11 protein-coding genes are annotated in these 16,770 nt (G+C 38.5%); 3 read left to right on the top strand and 8 right to left on the bottom strand.

Annotation, left to right across the window (positions count from 1 at the left end; translation table 11 throughout):
* The first annotated feature begins 135 nt into the window (after positions 1-135).
* A complete protein-coding gene (locus tag AC58PV_RS21620) occupies positions 136-312 on the top strand; it encodes a hypothetical protein (protein ID WP_497434494.1) in 177 nt (58 codons plus the stop codon).
* 156 nt (positions 313-468) lie between these two features.
* Positions 469-1,245 (top strand): tyrosine-type recombinase/integrase, encoded by a 777-nt coding sequence (locus AC58PV_RS21625; RefSeq protein ID WP_497434495.1) that lies wholly within the window; start codon positions 469-471, stop codon positions 1,243-1,245.
* Between the two features lie 457 nt (positions 1,246-1,702).
* Here the strand turns inward: AC58PV_RS21625 and AC58PV_RS21630 are convergent, their stop codons facing one another.
* The 5 genes from AC58PV_RS21630 to AC58PV_RS21650 all read right to left on the bottom strand — a co-directional run bounded on the left by AC58PV_RS21630 (position 1,703) and on the right by AC58PV_RS21650 (position 11,393).
* The gene (locus AC58PV_RS21630) at positions 1,703-2,341 is read right to left on the bottom strand and encodes a hypothetical protein (RefSeq protein ID WP_497434496.1); all 639 of its coding nucleotides are present in this window, start codon (positions 2,339-2,341) and stop codon (positions 1,703-1,705) included.
* A gap of 580 nt (positions 2,342-2,921) precedes the next feature.
* Positions 2,922-3,266: a hypothetical protein gene (locus AC58PV_RS21635; protein ID WP_497434498.1), complete on the bottom strand. Its 345-nt coding sequence runs from the start codon at positions 3,264-3,266 to the stop codon at positions 2,922-2,924.
* A gap of 16 nt (positions 3,267-3,282) precedes the next feature.
* Complete coding sequence (locus AC58PV_RS21640; protein ID WP_497434499.1) at positions 3,283-8,430, bottom strand: RHS repeat domain-containing protein; 5,148 nt, start codon at positions 8,428-8,430, stop codon at positions 3,283-3,285.
* Positions 8,430-9,260, bottom strand: coding sequence for a hypothetical protein (locus tag AC58PV_RS21645; protein WP_497434500.1), 831 nt, complete (start codon positions 9,258-9,260; stop codon positions 8,430-8,432). The genes AC58PV_RS21640 and AC58PV_RS21645 overlap by 1 nt, the downstream gene beginning before the upstream one ends.
* Before the next feature lie 186 nt (positions 9,261-9,446).
* Positions 9,447-11,393 (bottom strand): hypothetical protein, encoded by a 1,947-nt coding sequence (locus tag AC58PV_RS21650; protein WP_497434502.1) that lies wholly within the window; start codon positions 11,391-11,393, stop codon positions 9,447-9,449.
* Between the two features lie 1,203 nt (positions 11,394-12,596).
* On the opposite strand from AC58PV_RS21650, the gene AC58PV_RS21655 reads away from it, so the two are divergent.
* Positions 12,597-13,565 (top strand): cation diffusion facilitator family transporter, encoded by a 969-nt coding sequence (locus AC58PV_RS21655; RefSeq protein ID WP_497434503.1) that lies wholly within the window; start codon positions 12,597-12,599, stop codon positions 13,563-13,565.
* Between the two features lie 58 nt (positions 13,566-13,623).
* Here AC58PV_RS21655 and AC58PV_RS21660 read toward each other — a convergent pair whose 3' ends face one another.
* The 3 genes from AC58PV_RS21660 to AC58PV_RS21670 all read right to left on the bottom strand — a co-directional run bounded on the left by AC58PV_RS21660 (position 13,624) and on the right by AC58PV_RS21670 (position 16,766).
* Positions 13,624-14,694 (bottom strand): LacI family DNA-binding transcriptional regulator, encoded by a 1,071-nt coding sequence (locus AC58PV_RS21660; RefSeq protein ID WP_497434505.1) that lies wholly within the window; start codon positions 14,692-14,694, stop codon positions 13,624-13,626.
* Positions 14,695-15,121: 427 nt separating this feature from the next.
* Positions 15,122-15,946: an ABC transporter ATP-binding protein gene (locus AC58PV_RS21665; protein WP_497434507.1), complete on the bottom strand. Its 825-nt coding sequence runs from the start codon at positions 15,944-15,946 to the stop codon at positions 15,122-15,124.
* Between the two features lies 1 nt (position 15,947).
* On the bottom strand, positions 15,948-16,766 hold the full coding sequence (locus AC58PV_RS21670) for an ABC transporter permease (RefSeq protein ID WP_497434508.1): 819 nt from the start codon (positions 16,764-16,766) through the stop codon (positions 15,948-15,950).
* Between the last annotated feature and the right edge of the window lie 4 nt (positions 16,767-16,770).

Below are 16,770 nucleotides of genomic sequence, written 5' to 3' on the forward strand. Positions count from 1 at the left end.
TAATAGGACTCTTATATTTCGATTGCTCATGGCTGAGGGGATTTCGAAGTATAGATCCCGAATGCCGAGGCTACATAACGGCTGTATATCAACAAAGCAAAATTCAAAATGAAAGAGCCGAGAGGATTTATTTGAATGAAAGATCTACCATTACGGAGAAGCAAGCTCGTTACAACGTTTTGGCCGAGATCACTTGTTGTAAGTCCGAAAGGAAAGACGGCCATGATCAGCTCTCTAGGTAAATGGTTTCTTAATCAAAAATGCGGAGGGCTAGTTCTATTAATGATTACGAAGTACAAGAGCCGCGGCTGAAGTCCTTATTAAAAGTAAAGAAACTGCTCTTGCCTCCAGATTTCCGCCCTGAACAGACGGGATATTAGAGAAGTTACAAAAAAAGGATATTCAACTCTTATTGAAAAACATATTATCCCGGAAGTTGGGCGTATTAAGCTAGTAAATATTAACGCGATGACCATCGAAAATCTTTTAAGTACAATCGAGGAGAAGGGATTATCTGAAAGTTTTAATAAGAATGTCTTTAAGGTGATTCATAAGGCACTGGCTGATGCTGAGTTGAAGTTGCTAATTCCACGTAACCCTGCTGCGCTCGTATCGAAGCCTAAAGTTTCAAAGAAAGAAATGGCTCACTGGAGTCCAGATGAAGCCAGAGTCTTTTTAGCCGCGACATCCAATCATAGACTAGCAGTAATTTTTGTACTTGCGCTACATTGCGGTATTCGCCAAGGGGAGATACTGGGATTAAGAATGTCTGACATCGATCTACAGAATAAGAAGATATACATTCGCAACATTTTAAACTTCAAAAGGGAGCTACAAGTTGGAACTAAAACTGCAGCTGGTACACGCTCCATCTCAATATCATCATTTGTTATAGACTCTATCAACAAAAGAATTCGTATCATCGCGGAAGAAAAGCTACACTCTGGTGACAAGTACAATGATGAAGGTTTTCTTATAAGCACAAAGTATGGACGTCCTCTTCCTAAACATGATTGTCATAAGCTCTGGAATCGATTGCTTGATAAGACTGAAATGAGAAAGATCCGGTTCCACGATCTCAGGCATACCTCAGCATCAATTTTACTAATTTTAGGAATTCATCCGAAAATCGTACAAGAAAGACTCGGTCACACAAGCTATAAAATAACTATGGATTTATATTCCCATCTAATGCCTAATATGCAATCTGATGCATCAAATGCTTTAGAAAACCTCTTGAAATAACCTTTAGTTCCCCTTCTCATCCTAGATCATTAACATTTTCCTTCACTCTGATTGGATAGGTACGTACTATCTCCACAATCACTTTCAAACAATCGCTACTTAATAGATCAGCATCATAGACATACCCTTCTATGTATTGCGTAACTTTTTTATGAGAAACTCTTCTGTCTCCTGGTTTTCCATGCACGCAGCTCCTTACCTGTCACTATTAGATGTTGCTTAATTTCCCCAAATAGAATAATAACAGTCTAATTGAACCTGTTTTAATCAACTAACTGCCAAAACTAATCTGCTATAAACCATCATTACAAAAGGATAGAGGTTACAAACAAGGCTTTACAGGAGTCCTTACGACTTGCCAGATAATTTTTCAACCAGACCTTGCATCGAGAGTCTACCAATACCGATATAAAGAACCACCCCGTGAAAAGTCACGGGGTGGTTCTTTATACATATATTATCTAGTAGCAACAAATTTTATTACTCTATATTTACTTAATAAGCTGTAATCCTCTCTGTTAGGGTTACCCCAGAAAAGAGCCACATTTCTAAGCGGACTGAAAGTAATACTTGGTTTACCATTAATACCCACAATTGAAGGAGTCTTTCTTAGATCTTCCCACTCCCATTCCCCCCCAAAAGTATGTATTATTAATTGACCTAAATAAGCACTAGCTCCCATAATATAATCCCAGTCTTCAGTTAATAGCATTGCCTTTCTTTTAAGCAGTAAGCTTTCAACAATAGATATGCTCGCTTCTTCAGATAAATTTAATTCAAACTCTTGAGCAAATTTGTAAGCCACTTGTTTAGGATTATCCAGTAATTTCCTTCCTAACTCTTCTGAAGGACAAAGATCTGGTATGCTTAAAACTTCAAGCAGAGGAATTGCTTTCTCGATCAGAACGTTGGTTAATTCAAAAACGATATCCGCTAGGGAGTTTTCATCGGAGTACTCCCACCATTCCTCCACTCGCTTTTCTAGTTGATTAGCATAAATAGGGGTATTAGGGTTAAGAGATGTTCTAATGTCAAACCTTAGAGCAGAAAAGTGATTACTTTTTTGGAATGTAATAAACTGCTCTATCCCACTCACTTCTCGAGTATATCTCCACAGAACTGAAGCCAGTTTACCCTCAAACAAAAATCCATGTTTAGTCTTGCTCCAGCAATCCTTTCTAGCACATTCTTTATTGAAAACCTATTCTTTGGTTGAATGTCCATTTAGCTATACCCTCCATTTTAACACACTAATGTGTGACAATTCTAATCAACCCTGGAATAGCGGGAGCGCCAGCTCCATCTGATACAACAGTTATTAAACCCCTAGAGCCACTGCCCCTGCTACAGCTGCAATGGTTTGGACAGCTTTCCAATCTATTTCAGACCTCTTCGACCTGTTCAATGTAACGCTAAAGCGTTATTTAGGGTATATTATTCAAACGTATTTGTGCGTACAAACTAATTAACAAAATCTTCACAGAGGTATGACATAGGTTATATGTGTTATATTTACAGCGCTAAATTCATTCCGCACTAGGTGGGGTCTATTTGACTAGCCGCCACTCTTACTCTATGAGCGGTTATTTTTTGTTATTAGCGATACAGCGGCAGACAAAAAGAAACCACCCTACGATGGTTAGTCGCAAAGGTGGTAATTTGTATGAAATTCATATCTACAATTCTTCCATCTTCCATTCTAATACACTTATTTTCTCACAATTAAAGATATCTAAGATATCCTGACAAAACAATTTTAGCTCATCAACTTCATTATCTTTTTTAATCAACTTTATTTCTGCTACAAATCCTTTTTCAGCAGATTTAAAGTCAATTAATCTAAACGGCTTCACGTTCTTACCACTCTTAGGGTATGACCAATTAGTTATAAGATTAGGAAGATTTCTTATATGATATCCATCTAACTTTTGATCTATTTTTACCATAACCTTAATTGTAGGAGAATGCTTAACCTCAAAATATGTTGGAAAATACAACTGGTTAATATCATCGAACTGCATAGCCATCCTCCTTTCATCAATAGCCTGGGGATAGTTTTCCACCCCATGGAGTCATTTTTAATAATAATCTAGCTACTACATATGCCGCACCTACTGTAGTTAACCCTTTTATACCTCCATCCTCATTTTGATAATATAAAGAATAATTAACCTCTCCATTTGCTGGAAATGATACATTCATCTTAACATTACCAAATACAGTTACACCATTGATTGGATTAAACATATCCCCTTCGACTAGATTCCCTGCCTTTTTATAAAGTTCTAACTGTGGCTTTGGATCTTCTCCATTTAATGGTTTTACTTCCCAAACTTTATTTCCTAAAACGATATCGGCTTTATAATCCCCTTTGCCTTCCCCTGCTGGTTTACTAATACTTTTTTCTAATGTTGCAGACTTTCCATATTTATCATAAATTGCTTTTGCAGCTTGTACTTGCGCAATTTCATGAAAAGGAACAAATAATTGACGGAAATTTGCCTCTGCATCAGCAAAATCTGAGAATTCAGGTATAGCAGCAGAGAGACCATTAGCCCCAAATACTAAAAGTGATGCATTAGCAGTATTGTAAGCATCCTTATTGTAACCTTTAGAAATCAAATTAAGAGACCATGCATATGAGTGTCCTGTTGGGTCAGTACGAGTCAACGGATTATTCTCCACATATGTATACAAATTCAAACTCAGCGGATTATCAATCCGCCCCTCATACGTATCCTCATTTATAAATCTACCAATAGTGGGATCGTAGTACCTTGCCCTTAAGTAATATAGACCTGTTTCTTCATCGTATTGTTCACCTGCATACCTGAATGAGTTCTTTACACCCTGGGCTTCAATCTTATTTAATATATTACCCCACTCATCATATTGGTAGCTATTCTTTACAATACCATTGGTATCTACTATCTGAACAACATCTCCATGACCATTGTATACATAGTAATACTGAGTTGTTGTAGTACTACTACGATCGATTTTTACTAATAAACGGTCTGGCCCCCATACATAATTGGCTTTTACTACATTGTTAGTATCAGACTCCGCAATTACTTTATCCGAAGAGTTATACGAATATCTGACCGTTTCAATAGGGGACTCCTTTTTTATACGCATTCCTTCTTGGTCATATTGAAAACTTGTCATACCTGCCGCATTCACAAATTGCGTAAGACCATTCCAAACATTATATGTGTAATTAACATCACTCATTTCTATACTATAATGGCTGTCCGACAATGTTTTACGATTTCCTCTTGTATCGTATGAATACGTTACTCTATTACCATTCGGTCGATAAATTTCGGTTAGGCGGTTTAGCTTATCATAATCATATGTTGTTTTTCCTGTCGCATCTTCCACCGACTTCATATTTCCATTTGCATCATAAGAATAATTATACTGGGAAATTATCTGCGATCCTTTGGTATTAGTAATACTGAGTAATCGGTTTATTTGATCGTATGTATAATTAGATTTTAAATATGAATTGTCACTTAATTTAGGATAGGTAACAGATTCTAAATTACCTTTTGGAAAGTATGTATATTTAGCGTATTGACTATCGCTAGTTGCCGGAACATTTTGACCATCTGTTTGCACCTTATCCAATCGACCTTTGTCATAGGAATACTTGGTAATATAAGCAAAAGGATCTTTTTCACTTATTATTCTCCCCAATGTATCATACTGGTTGGTAAGTGTGTTGGTATATCCCTCATTTGTAACTGACTTGGTTCTTAACAGCCCAGTTGATGTATAGCTATATTGCAAAGAACGAAGCAAACTATTTCCATTGTTAATGTACTCTTCAACTTTTGTTGCTCCAAAAGGACTATTGCCATAGTAAGTCTTAAAGCTACTACTGCCTCCTATATCTGAAGCAAATTTCTGGCGTCCCCATTCATCATTAAGATATTCAAAAAGAATATGATTGGGGTCAGTCCTTCCCGTGACTTGCCCTAAATCATTGACTTTAAAACTTTCCTGCACACCTGCTTGATTTGTTTTTATTTTTAAATTCCCGACTTCATCATAATCCTTTCTTTTAAACCAAGTCTTTTCTTCATCCCCTTGTTGAGAACTGTTCAATTTTCCTAATAGATTATAATTATACTGAGTTGTTTGAAGCTTAGGATCAATAACCTTAAATAATCTGTCCATTTTATCGTAGACATATTGGATTAAATTACCATTAGGGTCTATATAACCCACCATGTTACCAGCGATATCATATTGATACGATTCTGAAACTAGATTAAGTGTTCGATTAGGAAAATTAGGATAAGCAGCTCGCGTTTTAAGTTTACCCCACTGGTCGTAGCTTGTGTCTAGCAAATTTTCTTTAATAATTACAATCTTTGATCCAATGCTGATTGTATCCAAGTTTGGTTGGGAACGATAAGAGGCTACATTAGCATTAGCAACAAAAAAGCTAGACGTTTTGCGTTGATACAAATCTCGATCAGTGTGATACACATTCCCATATTCATCGATATTCTCCGATATGCTTCCCCAATCATCATATTTTGCAGATTTAGTATTTCCTTGGTCATCAATTACATTGATAGGACGACGTAAAGAATCGTAATGGTACTGCGCTTCTTTAATCCAGATTACGGGACTTTGATTGATATCTGCAAATTGTTGGTAAATGAGTTTTCCAAATGCATCGTAATACACGTACCGTTCAGAATACGTTTCAGTAACGTCTTGATTGAAGCTTGCATCGTGATATTTAACATTTGTATATGTTCGGACTTTAGTGCCAACAAGATTCTTGTTCTCTGTATCAAAATTGGAATCAGTTGCATTAGAAGTGTATTCTATTTTTTGCTCTGTTGAATACGTAACCGTATCAGCACCCGTATAGTTTGGCATAACGGTAGAAGTTAATCGACCTAAGTTATCATATGAATATCTTTTCAGGTGATTACTATTATCCGTTTCGGTATTGATTACATTAAATAACAAATCGTACGTTTTATTTACCTCAGTTGAAACAAGTGCCCCGGTATCATCAGTGTAGAACTGTTTGATTGTTGTCGGGAAAGTTTTTAATCCAGTTAGAGCATACTTGGTTGTCGTCTTTGCTTGTTTATTATTTTCCAATGGCTTCGTAGCGTCAACCTGAAAAGTCCCATCCAGTAATGTTGAATACACAATACTGGTGGTTTCTCCAGCAGAATTCATACTAGATTGGAGCCTTCCATCCGTTGTATAGGACGAAGATTCGGTTAGTAGTGTAGAAGAATTCTGATACCACTTTTTCGAGGTAATAAAGTGATACGTTGGGTGATATTCATATGTGGTCGTATATTGTGCTTTTTTCACACTATCATTTATTTCCGTAAGCGTAATTGGTTGGGTAACTGTTTCTAAGCCGCCCCATGGAGTATATGTCTGATCGACGTAAAGCACATTGCAAGAAGTTCCATTTATTGCACATGTGTCCATTTCCACTCTTTTTGGTAGAAACTTAAACCTCGAGTCAAACGTCATGTTCTTTGTGATTTTCTTTTCACCATTATTTGCAGTAGTTTGTACTTGAATTTGTTGTTTTTGTCCATTAAAGGTTGTTTGAGTTTGCAAATTAGTAGATACAATCTTCGCAGTAGTATTGAACGAATACGTGCTTGGTAAACTATCTGGGTTTGTATACGATGGATAACCTGTTAAGTCTCCAAAGTATGTGTACGCTATTTCATTTTGTTTTATTGTCGCTTCATACCATGAACCATTATTTCTAAGTTCTTTATCGTAGCGCGATTTAACACGGAATGCATCATAAAGTCCACTACTGCCTAGATTTCGCAACAAACTTTCATATTCAAAATATGAAACGGAGTTTGGATAGGAAACCTTTGTAAGCGTTTCTTGATATAGCAAAGACGATGAAGAGGATAATACTTTACTATTGAAATCAAATCGTTGGGACCGCTTCTCATAGTCATAATAGACACTATATTCTTCCGGAGTTCCCACAGCGTAAGTGGTACGCCAAAGTTTGGGCTCATTTTGACCATTTACAGCTTCTCTGAGCTTTGTGTATTTAATTTTAAAAGAGCGATTAACATTCAACGGGTCTTGAATAGTTACTAATATCTGATCGGTCATAGTCGCTTGTCCATTTATGCTTTCAGAAACATTGTTTGTATAGTTGAAAGAAACAACTCTGCCTATACTATCTACAATCTGATTAATTTGTGGATATGAAACTCCATTAATCGTTCTGTTTGTATGTGTAAATTTAATTTCGTTCCCAAACCGATCTTTGATACCCAAAATACGCCCATCATCAGCAAAATATGTCTTTCTTTGATCACTGGCAATGAAAACATATGCTGAGATTTTCTGACCGTTTGTATAGCTCCCATTGTCTTGAAGAAATTGAACATCACTCCCCTGGTAATCAACTAGATTACTTCCACCTAGGGCAAGATTAATTTGGTAACTTCCCCCATTGCCATCATGAAAGTATCGATAAGTTGTCCCGTTTTCATTTTGAATTTGTACGGAAGGGAATGTTAGCGACCATCCTGCACCTAAATCAAACCTAGAATGAAGATAATTATCTTGCGAAACTTGGTTAGTGACTGTATATGTGACTCCTGTTGCATATACAGGACCTGAGTCAGCCCTATAAGCACAAATATAATACAAACTCAAACAAGAACCTAAAGAAGAATTTAAAGAGTTGTTCATAAGTTCTTCTGTATCATATGCTCCAGTTCTCATGTAATAAGTGTGGGCCCCGCTATTATATTCAGCCTGTGAACTGTATCCCCAGAGTTCAAAATAGTAACCAGTACCTATTTGATATTGATATGGAACTGCAGTAATCTGTACACGTTTACTTCCTATTTCTGATTGCGATGAATTATATATCTTACCAATTGAAAGATCTAATCCATCCTTACCCAACAAATTAAACTCTCTTTGCTTTAACGTTAAGGATCCAGATTGTTGATCAACAATTTCCTCCATCTGATTGCGATCTTGATACTCAGCTTTATATGTTTCATTGACAAGACTTGGTGTAGTTAAACCATTAAGTACACCTTCCATGTCTTTATCTATATCAGCAAAAGCCATACTAAATGATGAGAAAAAGAGCAGAACACTTAAGGTAAAAGTTTGCAAAAAACCAATAAGTGCTTTCATTATTTCTTAACCTCCTGTACAGTGTTGCTGTATACAACATTCTCAGATTTTATTTGAGACTTATCTAATTTTTTAGTATCTATTCTGGAAACTGCATAATCCAACTCCAGCACCTCGTCTTCGATTTGATTTATGGAATCTACTCCTGAAGTTTCCATGGTCTTAGCTGACCTTGATTCAATTTTCTTTTGCATGAGTACATCTTCTAGGCCCTTTTTACCGTTCTTTTTATAATTAGCAATTACTTCCTCAATAGAAGTTTCATCTACAAGTTTATCTAACATTATCCAAACATGGAATTGGCTATCAATGTCTAGATTTTCATTTTCGATTTTCTTTGCTCTAGTTGTGTTTAAAGGTTTGTACTTTTCTAAATATGTACGTTTCTTATCATATTTAACATCTGATTCGATTCGAGCCCACTCTTCACCTGACTTGCGTTTATCTAAAAGAAGAACAGGCTCGACGCCAAATTTATTCCCAATATCTACCGCTTTAATTATGTCTTCGATAGTATAGCCATCCTTGAACAAGTCAGTAATTTGTTCTTGTGTAAGGGAAAACTGTGGGGTCTGACTTCCAAATTGGATACTGTTCGTGATATATGTCATAGCCGACTGAGCTACGGACTCCTTTATTGTGGTTACTTCCGTTAATGCTGGAACAGGTGCATATACTTGAGCAACAATTGTAGTTTCAATTGCTCTTTGTCCCATTGTTATTGTACTAATTTTATTAACTGCTTCTTGGGCAAAACCAGAAGAAACAAAACTTGATAATAACAGACCAGCGCATAATGAAATAGCGATAAATTTCTTGTGATTCTTCATTTTTTAACCTCCAAGTGTGATAATGATTCTAAACCTGAATAAATTTCTAGGATTAACATCAACGCTTTACGAATGATGCAATGCAGGATTCGTCATTTACTTCGTGATCATTCCTATCTTTGTTAATTATTTCCTGTTACTCAAATAATACTGATAATCTAAATGTTTTATTATGTTCTTAATTTTCTAATACATAAAAACCTCAAAGTTGGTATTTGCCTTTCTCTTACTAATAAAGTTTCCATTTTTGTCATACAGGTATCTCTTATAATTAGTTCCAAAGGTAGGAAAGTTGTTATCAGGAGGGCTAATTATACCCATAAGCTTGTTACTAGCATCATATTTATAAACAAACGGTTTAACTAGATTCACAGAATATTCCAATACATTAGTGGATAAAGAATAAAAGTCGTAGTTAGTTGCACTTCTTATTCTAAAACTATAAATCTCTCCGGCATTTAACGTTATCGTTGTATTTAAACTACCTATCACCGTTTTAATGACTACACCATTATTCAGTACCTCAAAGTGATTAACTGAATCCAAATTTGTTGGGCTATCCCATTCAAGATACATTGTATTACCATTTACAACATATCCTCTTAAATTTGTTGCTCCATACAAATCTTCCATATAAACATCAATTTCATTGGAGTTAAGGCCGAAAGTACCATCTTTTAGTAAGGGGCGAACTTTAAATTTATATGACATATTTCGTATATTAGGCAAATCGGTTATATTTACGCTATTTAGAATTGTACTTCCGATGTAATTATCATTTAACAAAATCTCGTAATTACTTATCAAGGATTGATTTGCTGCCGGCGCCCATGTTAATGACACAATTGGTGCATGAAACTGCCCATATGTTACATTTGCTTGTAAGTTGCTAGTATTCGTAGGGGTTGGGTTATAAGTTATTTCTACAGAAAAATTATTAGTAAACGAGTATAAATAGTCACTATAGAAAACAAACCCGTAAATCTTTCCGTTTGGACCAAGAATGTTAGTTAAAAACGAGTTATTAATGATTGCTTCATTTTGATTGCCATCAAAAGAATTAGTTTCTGCAATCCAGCTTACATTTAGCCCTTCTTCATCAGGAGAACCACCTCCAATATCATTTGAATACTCTTGTTTTGCCGCAAACACCTTTGTCGGAAAATTTTGTATAGATACACCATTATAGGAACTATTGGATACTTTCACTTCTACAATTGATGACACATCAAAGTTATCCGTATCTACGACTACAGTATTTAAAGAATCGTATGGAGAAAATACGTGATAAGTTGTTGTCGGATCAATTAGTAAAGGATACTCTAAACCTTGATCATCTAATGTAATCTCTAGCAAATAGCCTGAACCTACTTGGACAATATTTGTTTTTAATTTATCAAAGTAGCGCTGATTGTTTTTAGAATCTTGAACCCACATTCTCGGAATAACAAATATTGTTTTATTATCCTTATCTATAAAATTAATGGTACCATCATCTTTTTGGATAGGACTCAAACTATTTGCCTCTATTTTAAAGTTAATTTTTTTAGGAGCTGAGTTTGAATTTAATAATAGATCCATTTTTAATTCGTTATTTAGAACATGGTATCTTAATGTTGCTGCATCCCAGACATTATTAAAATCAATAGTATTTTTATACACACTAGCCGATACCGATTTTTCAGTAATTGGCACGTAATTTATTGAATATTTACCTTCTGATATTGTTGTTGAAGCATTTGTTGTACGAAATGTTACGGAGGAGTCATTACGAATATTTCCATACACATTCTCGTAAATTCTTGTAATATTATTTATTTCTTCTTTAATACCGCTAGTATTTGTAGTTGCAGAATTTACAACGGTTAACGTATTATCATCATTTAAGTATGTTTTGCTATCTTTAGTGCTCTTAGAATATATTTCACTTACTCTTTTTCGTTTCTTCTTGATAACATTTACATTCTCACTGTTTTCTTTCAAATTTAGGTTATCAACTATAATTTCTCCTTGATTCGCCCTCGAGCTAAAAACAGTAGGCATTTCGCTTGCATTAAGGTTATAAGTATTGATAATAGATAGAAAAAAAATGATAGTCGTAAAAAATGTAACTATTCTTAATATTTTCGCCATGATAGTCTCCTCCAAATAAATATATGAGTCATCTTATTGCGATAAAAAATTTTACTCAAAGAAATAGCATTCTATTCTGATAAAAACACTTATATTTTGACACTACTCATAAAACATCAGTACTACGCAGATCTAAGTTAACATCGACTCTCCTCCTTTTAAATAAGTTCATTCCAACATTATCCAATATAACTCAAAAGAGATGTTTGTTTTTTTTTGTTTTTGTAAACAACTGTATTGTTCTCTACTTGTCAAGTTTTATTTTAGCGAATAGAAGCCACTAGCAGAAAATTAAAATGTTAAATATTACGAATAATAGTTAATTAAATAAAGGGTAAGCTTCGCTTACCCCAAAACCCAAAAAACCTATAAATTCTGGTGGAAAAATAATTTTATCTTTATTTCATTTTGGAATACTGAAAAAAGTGAACAGATCTACAGTTGAAACTGTGATCCCCTCACTTGGTGATTAAAAAAGTTCTTCTGGGTTAACTCTGGTCATATCGAGGAAGAAAGACTTCGTTCTGGTAATAAGTATAATGGGGAAGGTTTTCTTATATGCACAAGTATGGACGTCCTATTCCTAAGCTCTGGAATCGATTGCTTGATAAGACTGAAATGAGAAATCCGGTTCCACGATTCAGGCATACTCCAGAATAAATTTTACTAATTATACAATATAGGCTCGGTCACACAAGTTATAAATAACTATGGATTTATATTCCCATTTAATTCCTTTATGCAATCTGATGCTTCAAAAGCTTTAGAAAACCTCCTGAAATAACCTTTAGTTCCCCTTCTTATCCTATAGTTTGCCGACCAAAAACCGACCAATGCACGTTTTTTTGGTGTTATAGCCCCTTCTGACCATCCACAAACCCTTATCTACCAACGGTTTCAAACACAGACAAAAAAAAGGAACCCAGCCAACGGGGCCGGGTTCTAAAAGTTTATATTAAAAAGGGGGTCTTGTTTATTATATTACCAAGTGAACATTATGGAACCATAACAGGAATATTTCATTTCTGTTACAAATTAGAAAACGCTTTATATTCTAATTTGCTGTCTCTGGTCTCTCGTCTCCGTTCCACTCCTCCCCCACCTCACATTCAAATTCCTCCCCAATTCCAGTTGCACGTTTCCCCCAAGTGGCATATACTAAGTATATACTAATTAGAATAATTCTAAATAAGGAGGAACCCTATGAGCGTCGAGTATGACTATCATCATCTCCACCATGTGAAAGAACAAAGTAAGTCAAGAAAAACCCTGTGGGTCACCCTCATCTTAACGGCATTTTTTACCCTGGTTGAAATTATCGGTGGGGTGCTTTCGAATTCCCTTGCGCTATTATCCGATTCGGCTCATATGATTTCAGATGTCTTTGCGCTTGGCCTGAGCATGGTCGCCATCCAACTTGCTACGCGTCAGCCCAATGCCCGCTTCACATTCGGATTCCTGCGTTTTGAGATTGTCGCTTCTTTTCTCAATGGATTGGCGCTTTGCATCATCGCATTGGGCATTTGCATCGAAGCCATCCAGCGTGTCCTTCACCCCCAACCGATCCAATTGGGACTCATGCTGGGCATTGCCTCGATTGGTTTCGTCGTTAACCTCGTGCTCACGTTGGTTCTCCATAACAGCGTCAAGGAGGAAGAGAATCTGAATGTACAAAGCGCTCTCTGGCACTTTTTCGGAGATTTGCTAAGCTCGGTTGGTGTCATTATTTCGGCGATTGTTATTTATTACTCAGGTCTTCTCTGGTTCGATCCGTTGATTTCAGTTGTGATTGGGGGCATTATTTTTACAGGTGGGGGCAAAATCATTCGAGAGTCCTTCATGATCCTGATGGAATCCGTCCCTGAAAAGTTTAATCTAGACGAAATCCGCTCTGTGATCGCAAAGGTTGAAGGCGTAGAAGATGTCCACGAAATGCATCTCTGGGCCGTCTCGACCGACCATTATTCCCTGACTGCGCACGTGTTTATCAGTCCTAACATTCAACCCTTTTGCGTTATACTCGCGATTAACGAGACGCTGAAAACCAAGTATGGCATCGAGCATGCCACGATTCAAATCGAACACGCGGACATTAATCCGCACGGGGAGTATGGGAAAGATTTTCTGCGGCAGCAAAAGCAGCTGAAACAACAAAATCACACAACCGTCTAAACGATCGCTAATGATCGCGTTAAAAACAAACAAACCGTTAACCACCTTCCCAAGGTGACTAACGGTTTATTTCATTCTGCGTAGAGTTACGCACAACCATCTCCATATCAATGAGCAAATCATGCTCATTCCTCTGAGCCAAGTACGCATCCAGCTCCTTCGCGCTTTCCTCGTCGATTTCCTCACCCATCTGCCGCATCAGAAAGGCCGCCACCAAACGCGTTTGCAGCTCGACTGGCATCTCGAAGCTTGTAATAGAAGGAATGCTCGCCTTCGCAAAATGCTCATTATCCATCCCTATGAACTGTATCTCTTCGGGAACACGGATGCCGCGCGCATGACATTCAGCAATCAACTCCAGCGCCAGCGCATCGTTGAACGTGTAAATACCGATAGGCCGCAACTCACCGCTCACACGCAGTGCCTCGTCCAGTATCCCAGCCACACCCAACTCTCCAGCATCCAAAAGCGCATGCACCACCGTCTCCGCACGGTCACCTAGTCCCGCTAGAAATCCCTCGATGCGCTGCTCGTTCGCGCCCATTCCCTTACGTCTTCCCGCATAGAAAACAGCTCGGCAACCATGCGACAGAAAATACTGAACAGCCTGGCTCGACGCCTTGGCAAAATCCAAATTCACAGCAAGCTTCGTTATCTCATTCGGCCAACCCCAGCCATTAAAGATGACAAGCGGCGTCCCCTCGCCCACTAATTGCTGGGTAGAATGCATGCTGATCGCCAAGCCATGTGAAACTAGTCCGTCTACGCGTCGTTGCAGTAAATGCTCAATATGCCGCGTCTCCACCTCAGGATCCATGCCCGCTGCCGAGAATACAGAAAGATGATACCCGTAGCTATGAAACCTCTGCTCCAGCTTCTCAGCAAATCTGCCATAATACCCGCCAAAATGCGGGAGAATCAATCCTAACTCATTCGAGCGCCGCCGACTTAAATTCGTGGCCATAACGTTCCGGCGATAACCTAATCGTACAACGGCTTCTTCTACTTTACGGATGGTCTCCGGTGACATCGGAACCTTCCTACGGTTAATAACATTCGACACCGTCGCAATGGACACACCCGCCTCAGAGGCAACATCGACGATGGTAGCTTGTTTACTTTTTTTCATCCCATACCCTCATTCTTGAAACGCTTAAACTAATTGTAGCTAGAAGGGGATTGCTCGTCAAATCTCTGTCCCATTGTCGAATGACTGTTGCTGCTATAGGGTAAAATGAATAACTGGAAAAACTCCACCTAAATTCCCGATTTATTTAGGAAAATTGGGATTAGATGGATTTTATGTAGGTAATTTTTCCATTTCTACTGTTTTCGAGCGAAACATTTCTAATTAGCTGTACTTTTTCCATTTATCTCAGTAAATACCGATTATCATCTCCAAATAGCTGGATAATTTCCAGTTATTTCGCCATCCCATCTATCTCATCAATACCACCGATTAAACAAGCTGCGCTTTTTTAAATACTCCCCAACAATACCAAGCACAAAAGGCACCACAACAGAGTACCCTGCCATGCCTATAGCCCTCGCTCCTCTTACTCGTCGTGATGCCCAATCAATGAAATGATCTGTTTCTTCAGCTTCACGAACGCTTCCGAATCCTTCACATCCTCCACGTGCCGCAGCCCGCGCGGAATCGCAATCTCACTGCGAATCGTGCCAGGATGCGCCTGCATCACATACACTCGCTGCGATAGGAAGATGGCTTCTTCGATATCGTGCGTGATGAACACAACCGTCGTTTTCTCCTTCTCCCAAATGCGCAGCAGCAGCTCCTGCATAGCGTTCTTGGTTTGCGGATCCAATGCGCCGAATGGTTCATCCATGAGCAGCACATCCGGATTATTCGCCAACGCTCGCGCGATTGCGACCCGCTGCTTCATCCCGCCTGAAAGCTCCTTCGGCAAGGACTTCGCGAACTTATGCAAACCGACTAATTCCATGAAGTGGTCGGATATGGCCCTCTTTTCGAACAGGGGAACACCCTTCAACGTCAATCCGAACTCGATATTCTCTCTGACCGATAACCATGGGAATAACGTATAGCTCTGAAAGACCATCCCTCTGTCCGCGCCAGGACCTTCAATCTCATGCCCATTGATGCTCAGATCCCCCATCGTCAAGGGCTCTAAGCCAGCAATAATGCGTAGCAAGGAAGATTTTCCGCAGCCGGAAGGCCCGACGAAGCTGACGAACTCATGCGCATCCACGTGAAAGGACACACGATCCAGGGCTACGAATTGTGACTTTTTCGAACTGTACACCTTCGTAACCTCAGCGGCTTCGATTTTCCGCACACCAACACCTGCAATTGTCCCCTCAGAAGGCACGTTGCTGTAATCTAGGTTCAATGCTTCCATCTTAACGCCCTCCTTCCAACCATGGGAAAAACCGTTTATGACAATAAGCAAATGTGCGATCCGTCAATAAGCCCAGCAAACCAATCGCAATAATGCCTACAAAAATTTGATCCGTGTTCAAGAACCGCTGCGCCTTCATAATCGAAAATCCAAGACCACTGCTAGCCGCAACCAGTTCGGCAACAACTAGATAAGTCCACGCCCACCCAATGATTAACCGCAGCGTGTTCATTAAATCTGGAAGCAGTGCAGGAATCAGCACCTTCTCAATGACTTGCCAGCGTTTCGCACCGAGTGTATATGAGGTCTGCAATAAATCATTCGACACCGACCGCGTATTATCTGCAACCATCAGCATCAATTGGAAGAAACATCCCAGGAAGATGACAAGGACTTTCGCCCACTCGCCGATCCCCGCCCAGACCATGATTAAGGGAATGAACGCCGTCGCAGGCATATAACGAATAAATTCAGTAGGTGGTACTAGGATAGCTTCAGCAAACCGATACGTACCCGCCAGAATCCCCAGCGGTATTCCGATGAGACAAGCAAGCAAGAATCCACCGCCCACTCGGAAAATACTTATCCAAACATTTTGCCAGAACACGGGGTTCTGTAATTGAATCCCAAACTGCCGGAGCACCTGATCCGGTGTGGGTAGGAAAGTTCGATTGACCAAATTACCATAGCTCATCATGCTCCAGAACAGCAACACTACCGCAATGATAAGCACGACACCTGACAAATATGATTTACGGCTAATTTCACCTCGTATGGCAAACAAAGTGGACTTGCGTCTTTTTTTCACCAGCGTTTCCATCTGC

The organism is Paenibacillus sp. J22FR83, from assembly GCF_059691955.1.